Origin of the sequence: Faecalibacterium sp. Marseille-Q4164, from assembly GCF_017377545.1 — a bacterium.
Taxonomy (GTDB): domain Bacteria; phylum Bacillota; class Clostridia; order Oscillospirales; family Ruminococcaceae; genus Faecalibacterium; species Faecalibacterium duncaniae.
In genome coordinates, this window is the sequence record NZ_JAFREJ010000001.1 from 322,568 (window position 1) to 335,173 (window position 12,606).

Here is a 12,606-nt window from a genome sequence, read left to right on the forward strand (position 1 = left end):
CTGATAAACATTTCTCCCGGCCGTGGGGAAAGCGGTCGGGAGGAATTTGTTTGCAACCGGGAAGGGGAGAACCCCGGCCCCGGGAGATAAAAAACACCCGTTAGGAGGATATAGCGATGGATTTTACTCTGTCCAAGCAGCAGCAGATGGTGCAGAAGATGTACCGCGAGTTTGCTGAAAACGAAGTCAAGCCCCTGGCTAAGAAGGTTGATGCAGAAGAGTACTTCCCCAAAGAGACCGTCGAGAAGATGGGCAAGCTGGGCATGATGGGCATTTACTTCCCCACCTCTGTCGGCGGTGCAGGCGGCGATGTGCTGTCCTACGTCATGGCAGTGGAGGAGCTGAGCAAGGTCTGTGGCACCACCGGTGTCATCGTCTCCGCTCACACCAGCCTGTGTGCTGCTCCTATTTATGAGAACGGCACCCCCGAGCAGAAGGCAAAGTACCTGCCCAAGCTGTGCAGCGGCGAGTGGCTGGGCGCTTTCGGCCTGACCGAGCCGGGCGCTGGTACCGATGCACAGGGTCAGCAGACTATTGCCAAGGAAGAGGATGACTGCTGGGTTCTGAATGGCTCCAAGATCTTCATCACCAACGCCGGTTTTGCTGATGTCTTTATCGTCATCGCTGTCACCGACCGCGTTCTGGATAAGAAGGGCCGTCCCACCAAGCTGTGCTCTGCCTTCATCGTTGAGCGCACCGATCCGGGCTTCTCCGTCGGCAAGGCTGAGGATAAGATGGGTATCCGTGGTTCTTCCACCTGCGAGCTGATCTTCGAGGATTGCCGTATCCCGAAGGATCGTATGCTGGGCGTGCGCGGCAAGGGCTTCCAGCTGGCCATGGCTACCCTGGACGGCGGCCGTATCGGCATCGCTTCTCAGGCTCTGGGCATTGCCGAGGGCGCTCTGGAGGAGACCGTTGCCTACGTCAAGGAGCGCAAGCAGTTTGGCCGCAGCATCTCCGCATTCCAGAACACCCAGTTCGAGCTGGCTGAGATGAAGGCCCGCGTTGAGGCTGCCAAGTATCTGGTCTACGCTGCCGCTCTGAAGAAGCAGCAGGCCATGGATGGCGCAAAGGTCCGTTACAGCGTGGAGGCTGCTCAGGCTAAGCTGATCGCAGCCCGCACCGCAAGCGATGTGACCCGCCGTTGCCTGCAGCTGTTCGGCGGTTACGGCTACACTCGTGACTACCCCATCGAGCGCATGATGCGTGATGCCAAGATCACTGAGATCTACGAGGGCACCAGCGAAGTGCAGATGATGGTCATTTCCGGCGCTCTGCTGAAGTAAGGGAGGTAAGATTTACAATGAAAGCAATTGTTTGTGTAAAGCAGGTTCCTGATACCTCCGGCAAAGTCGCCGTCAAGGCAGACGGTACTCTGGATCGTGCCTCTATGGCCACCATCACCAACCCCGATGACCTGAACGCTCTGGAGGCAGCTCTGAAGCTCAAGGACGCTACCGGCTGCGAAGTCGTTGTCATCACCATGGGTCCTCCTCCGGCCGAGGGAATGCTGCGTGAGCTGCTGGCCCGCGGCGCGGACAAGGCTGTTCTGGTCTCCGGTCGTGAGTTCGGCGGTTCCGATACCTTTGCAACCAGCCAGATCCTGGCTGCTGCTGTCAATAAGATCGGCGTTGGCCCCGAGGACGTTGTGTTCTGCGGCCGTCAGGCAATCGATGGCGATACCGCACAGGTCGGCCCCCAGATCGCTGAAAAGCTGCATCTGCCCCAGGTCACCTATGTGGCTGACATCCAGAAGGATGGCAACACCCTGACCGTGAAGCGTATGCTGGAAGACGGCTACATGATGGTCAAGGTGCAGACTCCCTGCCTGCTGACCTGCATCAAGGAGCTGAACCAGCCCCGTTACATGAGCGTCAATGGCATCTTTACCTGCTACGACAAGCCCATGGAAGTGTTCGATTACAACGCTCTGAAGGATGATCCGCTGATCGAGGTCGATACCATCGGTCTGAAGGGTTCTCCGACGAACGTCTTTAAGTCCTTCACTCCTCCGCAGAAGGGCGCAGGCACCATGCTGACTGGCGACGACACCGCCGCACAGCTGGCAGGTATCCTGGCCAAGAAGCACCTGATCTGATGAAAGGAGCATAGGATTACAATGGCTGATTTTAACGAGTACAAGGGCGTTTGGGTCTTTTGTGAGCAGCGCCAGGGCAAACTGATGCCCACCGATTTCGAGCTGGTCAGCGAGGCCCGCAAGCTGGCCGATGAGCTGAACTGCGAAGTCACCGGCCTGCTGCTGGGCGATAACGTGGACGGCATTGCCAAGGAGCTGGGTGGCTATGGCGCTGATAAGGTCATGGTCTGCGACAGCCCCCTGCTGAAGGATTACACCACGGACGCATACGCCAAGGTCGTCTGCGACATGGTCAACGAGTACAAGCCCGAGGTCCTGCTGATCGGTGCCACCAACATTGGCCGCGATCTGGGCCCCCGCTGCGCAGCCCGCCTGCACACCGGCCTGACCGCTGATGCTACCCATCTGGATATCGACACTGCAAAGTACATCGACTTCCTGAAGGAGAGCTCCACCATTGACCTGTCCAAGCAGAAGTTCGATATGGAAGACCGCAACCTGAAGATGACCCGTCCCGCATTCGGCGGCCATCTGATGGCTACCATCATCTGCCCCCGCTTCCGTCCTCAGATGTCCACCGTGCGCCCCGGCGTTATGAAGAAGGCTCCCTTCGATCAGGCCAAGGCAGATGCCTGCCAGATCGTGAAGCCCGCTTTCGAGCTGTCCGCTGCCGACATCAAGACCGAGGTCCTGAGCGTCGAGAAGGCTGCTGAGAAGCTGGTCGATCTGATCGGTGCCGATGTCATCGTCTCCGTTGGCCGCGGCATCAGCAAGGATGTCAACAAGGGCATCGAGCTGGCTGAGCAGCTGGCTGCTGCACTGGGCGGCGGCGTTGTGGGTGCTTCCCGTGCCGTTACCGATGCAGGCTGGATGACCGCTGACCATCAGGTCGGTCAGACCGGTAAGACGGTCCACCCCAAGATCTATGTTGCTCTGGGCATTTCCGGTGCCATCCAGCACACCGCTGGTATGCAGGATTCCGAGTGCATCATCGCTGTCAACAAGAACGAGAGCGCACCCATCTTCGGTGTTGCTGACTACGGCATCGTGGGCGATCTGTTCAAGGTCGTTCCCGAGCTGATCAAGCAGATCGAGGCTGCCAAGGCTGCTGAATAAGCACCTGATTTTCCCTGAACCCTGATTGTGATAAGGCCGCCGCGCAGTGGAAACGCTGTGCGGCGGCTTTTTGCATCCCCGGAAAATCGCTTCGTTCTATCCTGCCTGTTCCCGGAATAAAATGACACCAAGAGCGGACAGGAAAGGAGCGCGTACCATGGAGTTGAAGATCTTTCGGGATGCCCTGCCGGCGGCGGGGACAAACTGTACCCTCAAGGCAGAGCTGCCGCTGGAAACAGAGATCCTGATCTCTGATTATCTGCCACCGGTGTTCAAGCTGGTCAAGTGCTTTGTCAGGCCGGTGGTGCTGCAAAAGCGGCTGCAGCCCGGCAAGCTGCAATTGGAGGGATATCTGCGCTGTGTGGTCTATTATCAGGGCGAGGACGGGGCGGGTCTGTGCCAGACCGAGCAGAAGCTCCCCTTTACCAAGCTGCTGGATCTGCCGGAGTTCGTCTTCACGGCATGGGCCGTACAGGTGGAAGGCCAGACCGAATATCTGAACTGCCGCACCGTCAACCCACGCCGCATCGAGGTGCGGGGGGCGTATGGGCTGGTGGTATCGGTGCATACGCAGGTCAAAACCGATGTCATCACGGCCCTTTCGGATGGCGGGGTAGAGCAGAAACTGGTCACCCTTTCCGGGGTGCGGCGCGCCGCTGTGCTGGAAAAGCTGGTCACGGTCGAGGGCGAGATCCGCTTTCCCACGCCGCCCGCCGCCGTTTTGGATCTCAGCGGAAATGCCTCTGTCGGAGACCTCAAGCTCCTGAACGGGAAAGCCGTTGCCAAGGGCGTGCTGGTCGTTTCCTGTGCCTGGCGTGCCGAGGGCGATCCGGCACTGCAAGGCCAGAGCGTGAACCTGAACTTCAATCAGGTGCTGGATGTGGACGGCCTGAGCGAGGACTGCCGCTGCCTCTGCGTGGCCGAGCCGGTGGGCTTTACGCTCACGGAGGGAGAAGGGGAGGAACCCAGCCGCCTGACTGCCAACCTGATGCTGCGCCTGCGGGCATGGAGGCCCTACCAGCTGCAGTGCGTGGCGGATGCCTTCTCCACGAAATTCGAGACAGAACAGACCCCGCAGACGGTACAGACGGAATCGCTGGCCTGCACCCTGGATAAGACCGTGACCCTGACCGGCTCCGGCCCTCTGCCGGACGCTGGAGCTAAAATTCTGGCCTGCTTTGCCTCCTTTGGCCCGGCCCTGCTGGCATACAGGGAAAATAACTGGGATCTGACCAGCCGGGTGACTGTGACTTCCTTTGGGGAGAACAGCCTTTCGGAGCTGGAAAGCTACGAAAAGGTGTTGGAGCTTGCCCTGCCGCTGGAGCGGGAGCTGCCCTCGGACGCGGAGCTGATCCCGGAGTGCTGGCTCCGTGCCGAGGATCTGCGCTGTGTCTGCGCAAACGGCACACTGGAGGTCACCCTTTCCGTCAAGGCAGAAGGGGCCATCCTACAGCGGAGCGGAAACACCTGTGTGGGCTCCATCGCGCTGGGGGAGCCGCTGACCCCGGCAGACCCGGAGATCAGCCTGCGCATCTATTATGCACAGGCGGGGGAGGAGCTGTTTGCCATCGCCAGACGATTCCATGTCTCCCCGGCCCAGATGCTTGCTGCCAACGACCTTGCAGAGGGAATTACTGCCATCGACGCGCCTCAAAGGCTTCTGGTGCCGGGAGCAGGGGGCTGATCTATCTGATTTTGTGCTTCACAGAAGAACAATTTAAGGTTAAAGTATGACTTATGAACTAAAAATGAACAAAAAACCTCCCGGACCTCTCCCAATTTGAGAAAGGCTCTGCTATAATAATTTTTGTCGTGTAAAAAAGCCTTTTGGATAAAGGAGAAGTTATGATCAAAAATATCGAGTTGGAGAAGGGTGCATACCAGTTTGATGCCAAGATGCCCCTTCGCCAGGCCATCCCGCTGGGCCTGCAGCATGTATTTGCCATGTTCGTGGGCAACCTGACCCCGCTTCTTATCATCACCAGTGCCTGCGGCATTGCAGGCGGTGAGTTTGCTGACCTGCAGGTCAGCCTGCTGCAGAACGCCATGTTCGTGGCCGGTGTGGTCACGCTGGTGCAGCTGTTCTCCATCGGCCCTGTGGGCGGCCAGGTCCCCATCATCATGGGAACCAGCTCCGGCTTCCTGGGCGTGTTCAACAGTGTGGCTGCTTCCATGGGCGGCGGCGTGCTGGCCTACGGTGCCATCATGGGCGCTTCCATCCTGGGCGGCCTGTTTGAGACTGTGCTGGGCTTCTTCCTCAAGCCCCTGCGCAAGTTCTTCCCCTCGGTGGTCACCGGCACGGTGGTGCTGTCCATCGGTCTATCCCTGATCTCCGTGGGTGTCAACTCCTTCGGCGGCGGCAACGCAGCCAAGGACTTCGGTTCCGCGGAAAACCTGCTGCTGGCCGTGTTCGTGCTGGTGGTGATCCTGTTCTTCAAGCATTGGACCACGGGCTTTCTGAGCTCCTCCTCCATCCTCATCGGCATTGTGGCGGGCTATCTGGCAGCCTTTATCATGGGCTTTGTCCTGCCCACCACCGGTGTCACTGCCGAGGGTGTGGAGTTCACCAAGGCATGGGTGCTGAACTGGAGCAAGGTGGCACAGGCCGACTGGTTTGCCATCCCCAAGCTGGTTCCCGTCAAGATCGTTTTTGATATGCGCGCCATCCTGCCCGTGCTGATCATGTTCATCGTCACCGCTGTGGAGACCGTGGGCGATATCTCCGGCGTGATGGAGGGCGGCATGAGCCGTGAGGCCACCGATAAGGAGCTGTCCGGCGGTGTTATCTGCGACGGCCTGGGCTCTTCCTTTGCCGCCTGCTTCGGCGTTCTGCCCAACACCTCCTTCAGCCAGAACGTGGGTCTGGTCTCCATGACCAAGGTCGTCAACCGCGGTGCACTGGCTACCGGTGCCATCTTCCTGATCCTCTGCGGCCTGATCCCCAAGCTGGGCGCACTGGTCTCCATCATGCCGCAGGCCGTTCTGGGCGGTGCTGCCGTGATGATGTTCTCTTCCATCGTGGTGTCCGGCATCCAGCTCATTACCAAGGAAAAGATGACCCCGCGCACCCTGACCATCGTTTCCGTTGCACTGGGCGTGGGCTACGGCATGGGTGCCAATGCCAGCATCCTGGCACACACCCCCCAGTTCTTCCAGCTGATCTGCGGCGAGAGCGGCATCGTGCCCGCAGCCTTTGTGGCCATTGTGCTGAACGTGCTGCTGCCCAAGGACGATAAGGCCGTATAAACCTCTCAGTCACCTTCGGTGACAGCTCCCCTGACAGGGGAGCCAAGAAGTGCCCTTGCCTCTCCTGTCAGGTGACGCACCATTGCGCTGCAATGGCGGAGAGCTCCTCCAGAACTTCCGGCGTATCTGCATCCAGCAGTTCTTCCCGCCGCTGGGCGTAAACGATCTGTACCTGCTCAGGGTGAGCCTTGAGCACAACACTGCCGCCCTTGCCCTCGGGCAGGGTGCGCAGAGCGGGAAAATATCCGCATCCAAACAGAACGGGACTTCCGACAACAGTGTCCGGGCCATCTGCGGCCCGGGCTCCCAGCCGGAAGATCGCCCGCTCTGTTTCTTTTTGTGTCTGGGCAAAAGCAGTGATCAGGGCTTCCAGCGTCTCCCGCTGCAGCAGGGGCTGATCTCCGGGCAGGAAGATGCAGCCTGCAAGATTGGGGCATTGCTCCAGCAGCGCCTCCAGCCCCAGCCGAACAGTGTCGTTCCGGCCCGGCAGGCTGTGGAGCAGGCAGGGAACGGCCTGTGCATCACACAGGGCCTTTACCTTGGCAGAGCGGGTCACGACCACCCGGGCGGCAAGGGCAGGGGTGGCGGTGACCTCCAGCGCCCGGAAGAGCAGGGGGCGGCCCCCGAAATCGGCCAGCAGCTTGTTGGAGCCGAACCGCCGGGCCAGCCCCGATGCCATGATGACGCATCCCACCGAAGGGAGGGCGTTTTTTCTGCACAACTCTGCCATAAAATCTTTCCTCCTGAACCTGCCGGATCTGCGGCAGTCTTTCCAGTGGCATTATAAGGGATTTTGTGATAAAATAAAAGTAGCAATCGAAAAAAGAGAGGTACTGCGTATGATGACGATCCGGGAATACAAACGGGCCGAAAGCCTCGAGGAAGCCTGGCAGCTCAACCAGAAGCGAAACAATCGGGTCATCGGCGGCATGATCTGGCTCAAGATGGAGAATATCAATGTCGGCACCGCCATCGACCTGTCGGGCCTTGGGCTGGACAAAATTGAGGAAACGGCCGAGGGCTTTTCCATCGGGGCCATGGTGCCCCTGCGGCAGATCGAGCTCCACGAGGGGCTCAATGCCTACACGGAGGGCGCTGTGCGGGAATCTGTGCGCCACATTGTGGGCGTGCAGCTGCGCAACCTTGCCACCGTGGGCGGCAGCATTTACAGCCGTTTTGGCTTTTCCGATGTTCTGACCATGTTCCTGGCCCTGAACGCTTCGGTGGAGCTCTACAAGGGCGGCATCGTACCGCTTTCGGAGTATGCTCAGCGCCCGTACGACAGGGATATCCTGGTACGGGTCATCGTGCCGAAAGAGCAGGCAGCGTTCTGCTATCAGTCGGTGCGCAACAGCCAGACGGATTTTCCGGTGCTGACCTGTGCCGCCGCGAAAACGGCCGGGGGCTTCCGGCTTGCCATTGGTGCCCGGCCCGGCAAGGCAGTGCTGTATACCCTGCAGCCCAATGCCGCCGAAACGCCGGAGTTGACCGCTGCCCGCTTTGCCGCTGAAGTACGGGCAAACATCCGGACGGAGAGCAACATGCGCGGCAGTGCGGAATACCGCAATCATCTGGCCGGGGTGCTGGTCAAGCGCGCTGTGCTGAAATTGGAAGGGAACAGGTGAGACAAGATGCAGGTGAATATTATTCTGAACGGAACCAAGATCACGGCAGAGGCCGCACCGGACACCCTGCTCATCGATTTTGTCCGCGCACACGGCTGTTACAGTGTCAAGCGCGGCTGCGAGACCTCCAACTGCGGCCTGTGCACCGTCTTTCTGGACGATGTGCCGGTGCTGTCCTGCTCTGTGCTGGCAGCCCGTGCCGACGGCCACAGGGTGACCACGCTGGAGGGCCTGCAGGAGGAGGCTGCTGAGTTCGGTGCTTTTATCGCCGATCAGGGTGCGGAGCAGTGCGGCTTCTGCAACCCAGGCTTTATTATGAACGCCCTCGCCCTCTTCCGGGAAAAGGAATACCCCACTGAGGAGGAGATCAAGGAATATCTCGCGGGCAACCTCTGCCGCTGCTCCGGCTACGAGGGCCAGCTGCGGGGCATCCAGAATTTCCTCGCCTGGAAAAAAGCAAAACAGGAGGGTGCCGAATGAAAAACGTCAACAAAGCATTCCGCAAAAAGGATGCCATGCAGCTTGTGACCGGCAAGCCCGTTTACATGGATGATCTGGCCCCGGCAGACTGCCTGATCGTCAAGCTGTACCGTTCGCCCCATGCCAACGCCATGGTGGAGCGCATCGACACGTCCGTGGCCAAAAAGGTGCCCGGCATCGAGGCCATCTTCACCTGGGAGGATGTGGATCAGAACGCCCGCCGCTACACGCAGGCCGGCCAGACTTACCCCGAAGCCAGCCCCTACGACCGCCTGGTCATTGACCGCCACGTCCGCTTTGTGGGGGACGTTGTGGCCATTGTGGTGGGCAAGGATGAGAAATGTGTCGAAAAGGCCATGAAGCTCATCAAGGTGGAGTATCAGGTGCTGGAGCCGGTGCTGGATTTCCACACTGCGAAGGACAACCCCATCCTTGTCCACCCGGAGGACAACTGGGAGAGCCTGAGTCCCGTGGGTGCCGACAACAAGCGCAACCTCTGTGCCCACGATGCGTGCGGCGACGGCGACATCGATGCCGTGCTGGCAAAGTGCGATGTTGTCATCGACCGCGTCTACCACACCAAGGCCTGCCAGCAGGCCATGATGGAGACCTTCCGCACCTGCTGCTGGATGGACCTGTACGGGCGGCTGAACATCCTCAGCTCGACCCAGATCGTGTTCCATACCCGCCGTAATGTGGCAAACGCCCTGCACATCCCCAAATCCATGATCCGCGTCATCAAGCCCCGCATCGGCGGCGGCTTTGGTGCCAAGCAGACGGCGGTCTCGGCCATCTATCCGGCCTTTGTTACCTGGAAGACCAAGAAGCCCTGCAAGCTGATCTTCACCCGCGAAGAGAGCCAGACCGCATCTTCGCCCCGCCACGAGATGGAGATGCACGTCCGTCTGGGTGCCACCAAGGACGGCATCGTGAAGGGCATCGACCTCTACACCCTGTCCAACACCGGTGCTTATGGTGAGCACGGCCCCACAACGGTGGGCCTTTCCGGGCACAAGTCCATCCCGCTGTACGGCAAGGCCGAAGCCTTCCGTTTTGTCAGCGACGTGGTCTACACCAACCACATGTCTGCCGGTGCGTACCGCGGCTATGGTGCGACCCAGGGCCTGTTTGCAGTGGAATCTGCCGTCAATGAGCTGGCCGCCAGACTCCACATGGACCCCTTCAAGATCCGTGAAATGAACATCGTCAAAGAGGGCGATGTAATGCCCGCCTATTACGGCGCTGTGAACACCAGCTGCGCGCTGGATCGCTGCCTGAAAAAAGTCCACGAGATGATCGACTGGGACAACAAGTACCCTGTGCGCGACCTTGGCAATGGCAAGGTGCGCGCCGTGGGCATGGGCATGGCCATGCAGGGCTCCGGCATTTCCGGCATGGATGTGGGCAGTGCCACCCTCAAGGTAAACGATGACGGATTCTACTCCCTCATCATCGGCGCTGCCGATATGGGTACCGGCTGTGACACCACGCTGGCTCAGATCGCCGCCGAGGTGCTGGACTGTGACCTGGACAATATCACCGTCTTTGGCGCGGATACCGATACCTCGCCCTATGACTCCGGCTCCTACGCTTCCTCTACCACCTATGTCACCGGCAAGGCAGTGGAGAAGTGCGCCCTCCGGCTGCGCGGCCAGATCTGCAAGCTGGGCGCGGAGCTGCTCCAGACGACCGAAGATGCCGTGGATTTTGACGGCAAGTTCATTTCCCTGAACGCAGACCCGGAGAAGAGGGTCTCTCTCTCTGAGGTGGCATTCGCCTCCCAGTTCGGCCACATGGTGCCGCTGGAGATCACCGAGACCCACACCTCGCCCCTTTCGCCCCCGCCCTACATGGTCGGCGCGGCTGAAATTGAGCTGGACAAGGAGACCGGTGAAGTCAAGGTGGTGGATTATGCCGCCTGCGTGGACTGCGGCACCCCCATCAACCCCAACCTGACCCGTGTGCAGGCTGAGGGCGGCATCCTGCAGGGCATCGGCATGGCCCTGACCGAGAACATCACCTACGATGCCAAGGGTTGGCCGATGGAGAACTCCTTTATGCAGTATAAGATCCCCGCCCGTGTGGACATCGGCCACATCCGGGTGGAGTTTGAGAGCAGCTACGAGCCCAACGGCCCGTTTGGTGCAAAATCCATCGGTGAGGTGGTCATCAACACCCCGCTGCCCGCCATCGCGGATGCCATCTACAATGCCATCGGCACCCGCTTCTACGAGCTGCCCATCACCCCGGAGCAGGTCGCCATGGCGGTGGAAGAAAACCGCTGATGCTTCCGGAAAAACAATTTCCGTTTCTGGCTGAAAAGGGCCATGTAGTCTCGCTGGTGGGCGGCGGCGGAAAAACCACCCTGCTCTATGCCTTTGCCCGGCATTGTGCCGCCAAAGGCTGGCGGGTGCTGGTGAGCACCACCACCCACATCCGGCAGCCCGGGGAGAATTATGCCGCAGATGAAGCCGCTCTTGCGTCCCTCTGGGCGGCAGGGCGATATGCCGTGGCCGGTGTCCCGGCAGAGCAGGGCAAGCTGACCGCCCTGCCGCCGGAGCAGCTGACCTGCTGGATGGCACAGGCAGATATGGTTCTTCTGGAAGCGGACGGTGCAAAACGGATGCCCTGCAAAGTTCCGTCGGCCCATGAACCGGTGCTGCTGCCGGAAAGCGATATCGTGCTGGCCGTGGCAGGGTTGTCCGCGCTGGGCAGACCTCTGCTGGAGGTCTGCTTCCGGCTGGAGCAGGCCTGCGCCCTGCTGGGCGCTGCCCCCGAAACGCTTCTGACCCCGGAGCTGCTGGCAAGGCTGCTGGCCAGCGAGCAGGGGGGACGAAAACTGGTAGGGAACCGCCGTTTTTCTGTGGTGCTCAATCAGGCGGATGCCCCCGCCCGCATTGCTGCCGGAGAACAGACCCTCGCGCTCCTGCGCAAAAAATATGAGGTGCAGGGCGTGTTGACTTATTTTGATGAAAGGGAGCGTGCATGAAATGGCAGAACAAGGCCCCATTGTCTTCTGCACCGGCGGCGGATGCACCGCCAAGCTGGGTGCCGGGGTACTGAGCCGCATTCTGGAAAAGCTGCCCCGGGGCGAAAAAGACCCCGACCTTCTGGTTGGCTACGACAGCCGGGACGATGCTGCCGTCTACCGCATCACCGAGGACATTGCTCTGGTGCAGACGGTGGATTTCTTCCCGCCGATGGTCGATGACCCCTATACCTTCGGGCAGATCGCCGCGACCAATGCCCTGAGCGATGTCTACGCCATGGGCGGTGAGGTCAAAACGGCACTGAATCTTGTCTGCTTCCCCGAGAGCATGGATCTGAATGTGTTGGGGGAGATCCTGCGCGGCGGTGCCGAAAAGGTGGCCGAAGCCGGGGGTACGCTGGCGGGTGGGCACTCCATTGCCGATACCGGCGTGAAGTACGGCCTGTCGGTGACCGGTCTTGTAGACCCGCACCGCCTGACGGCCAACGATACCGGCCGCCCGGGCGACAAGCTTCTTCTGACCAAGGCGCTTGGCGTGGGGCTGATCTGCACCGCCAACCGGGTGGGCGAAGCCGCTCCGGAGCAGATGGAAGCCGCCGTCCGTTCCATGACCACCCTGAACAAAACGGCGGCAGAGATCGCACGCAGGTACGAGGTGCACGCCGCCACGGATGTGACCGGGTTCAGCTTCCTGGGCCATCTGCACGAGATGATGGGGGAGAAGCTCTCCTGCGTCATTGATGCCCATGCGGTGCCGGTGCTGCCCGGTGCGTGGGAGGCCGCAGATGCCTGCCTGTACACCGCCGCCGGTCAGCGCAACCGCAACCACACCGGGCCCTTTGTCCGGTTTGAGAAAGTGCCCTTCCCGATGGAAGAGATCCTGTTTGATCCCCAGACCTCCGGCGGCCTGCTGTTTGCCGTGGCCCCGCAGGATGCCGCTGCCCTGGAAGCAGAGCTGCAGGCGGCGGGTCTGCCCGCAAAAATCGTGGGCACCATTGGGGAAAAGCAGACACCGGAGATTACAGTAACATACGAATGAGGGAGGAACAACC

Annotated in this window: 11 protein-coding genes; 10 read left to right on the plus strand and 1 reads right to left on the minus strand. The window is 60.3% G+C overall.

Annotated elements, in window-relative coordinates; all coding sequences use genetic code 11:
• Positions 1-116 precede the first annotated feature (116 nt).
• From J3352_RS01505 to J3352_RS01525, 5 genes are all read left to right on the plus strand, one after another.
• A complete protein-coding gene (locus J3352_RS01505; RefSeq protein WP_005932748.1) occupies positions 117-1,286 on the plus strand; it encodes an acyl-CoA dehydrogenase in 1,170 nt (389 codons plus the stop codon).
• A 17-nt stretch (positions 1,287-1,303) separates the two neighbouring features.
• On the plus strand, positions 1,304-2,098 hold the full coding sequence (acrB, locus tag J3352_RS01510) for an acryloyl-CoA reductase electron transfer subunit gamma (protein WP_005932750.1): 795 nt from the start codon (positions 1,304-1,306) through the stop codon (positions 2,096-2,098).
• 21 nt (positions 2,099-2,119) lie between these two features.
• Complete coding sequence (gene acrA, locus J3352_RS01515; RefSeq protein WP_005932752.1) at positions 2,120-3,214, plus strand: acryloyl-CoA reductase electron transfer subunit beta; 1,095 nt, start codon at positions 2,120-2,122, stop codon at positions 3,212-3,214.
• Positions 3,215-3,371: 157 nt separating this feature from the next.
• Complete coding sequence (locus tag J3352_RS01520; protein ID WP_099357194.1) at positions 3,372-4,898, plus strand: SPOCS domain-containing protein; 1,527 nt, start codon at positions 3,372-3,374, stop codon at positions 4,896-4,898.
• A 161-nt stretch (positions 4,899-5,059) separates the two neighbouring features.
• The gene (locus J3352_RS01525) at positions 5,060-6,460 is read left to right on the plus strand and encodes a uracil-xanthine permease family protein (RefSeq protein ID WP_156065691.1); all 1,401 of its coding nucleotides are present in this window, start codon (positions 5,060-5,062) and stop codon (positions 6,458-6,460) included.
• A gap of 67 nt (positions 6,461-6,527) precedes the next feature.
• On the opposite strand, the gene J3352_RS01530 is transcribed toward J3352_RS01525, so the two are convergent.
• A complete protein-coding gene (locus J3352_RS01530; protein ID WP_035394055.1) occupies positions 6,528-7,190 on the minus strand; it encodes an NTP transferase domain-containing protein in 663 nt (220 codons plus the stop codon).
• A 109-nt stretch (positions 7,191-7,299) separates the two neighbouring features.
• Here J3352_RS01530 and J3352_RS01535 point away from each other — a divergent pair, with 109 nt between their 5' ends.
• The 5 genes from J3352_RS01535 to selD are packed head-to-tail and all read left to right on the plus strand — an operon-like array spanning position 7,300 to position 12,593.
• On the plus strand, positions 7,300-8,085 hold the full coding sequence (locus J3352_RS01535; RefSeq protein WP_099357193.1) for a xanthine dehydrogenase family protein subunit M: 786 nt from the start codon (positions 7,300-7,302) through the stop codon (positions 8,083-8,085).
• 6 nt (positions 8,086-8,091) lie between these two features.
• Positions 8,092-8,565, plus strand: a complete 474-nt coding sequence (locus tag J3352_RS01540) for a (2Fe-2S)-binding protein (protein ID WP_097771056.1) — start codon at positions 8,092-8,094, stop codon at positions 8,563-8,565.
• Positions 8,562-10,850 carry a xanthine dehydrogenase family protein molybdopterin-binding subunit gene (locus J3352_RS01545; protein WP_156065693.1) on the plus strand — a complete coding sequence of 763 codons (2,289 nt, stop codon included), beginning with the start codon at positions 8,562-8,564 and terminating at the stop codon, positions 10,848-10,850. The genes J3352_RS01540 and J3352_RS01545 overlap by 4 nt, the downstream gene beginning before the upstream one ends.
• Positions 10,850-11,554 (plus strand): selenium cofactor biosynthesis protein YqeC, encoded by a 705-nt coding sequence (gene yqeC, locus J3352_RS01550; protein ID WP_156065695.1) that lies wholly within the window; start codon positions 10,850-10,852, stop codon positions 11,552-11,554. Before J3352_RS01545 ends, yqeC begins: the two co-directional genes overlap by 1 nt.
• A gap of 1 nt (position 11,555) precedes the next feature.
• Positions 11,556-12,593: a selenide, water dikinase SelD gene (selD, locus tag J3352_RS01555; RefSeq protein WP_156065697.1), complete on the plus strand. Its 1,038-nt coding sequence runs from the start codon at positions 11,556-11,558 to the stop codon at positions 12,591-12,593.
• Positions 12,594-12,606 lie beyond the last annotated feature (13 nt).